Source organism: Salmonella sp. SAL4457 (genome assembly GCF_046548235.1).
GTDB lineage: Bacteria > Pseudomonadota > Gammaproteobacteria > Enterobacterales > Enterobacteriaceae > Salmonella > Salmonella enterica.
Genome location: NZ_JBGDZO010000215.1, coordinates 1 through 327, shown reverse-complemented (window position 1 = coordinate 327; position 327 = coordinate 1). Strand labels below are relative to the sequence as shown.

General features: G+C 66.1%; 1 protein-coding gene. It reads left to right on the top strand.

The genetic code is table 11. From position 1 onward, the window contains the following. Positions 1-327: 3'-5' exonuclease (locus ACLJNW_RS23975; protein ID WP_410961190.1), on the top strand; the 327-nt coding region annotated here is incomplete at both ends.

Here is a 327-nt window from a genome sequence, read left to right as displayed (position 1 = left end):
GAACTACCGTTCCACCGCGTCGATCCTCAAGGCCGCCAACGCCCTGATCGCCAACAACCAGGGACGCCTGGGCAAGGAGTTGTGGACCGACGGCGAGGACGGCGAGTCGCTGAGCCTGTACGCCGCGTTCAACGAGCACGACGAGGCGCGCTACGTGGTCGAGTCGATCGAGAGCGCGCTCAAGGGCGGCCTGGCGCGCAGCGAGATCGCCATCCTCTACCGCTCCAACGCCCAGTCGCGGGTGCTGGAGGAAGCCCTGCTGCGGGAGAAGATTCCCTACCGCATCTACGGCGGCCAGCGCTTCTTCGAGCGTGCCGAGATCAAGAA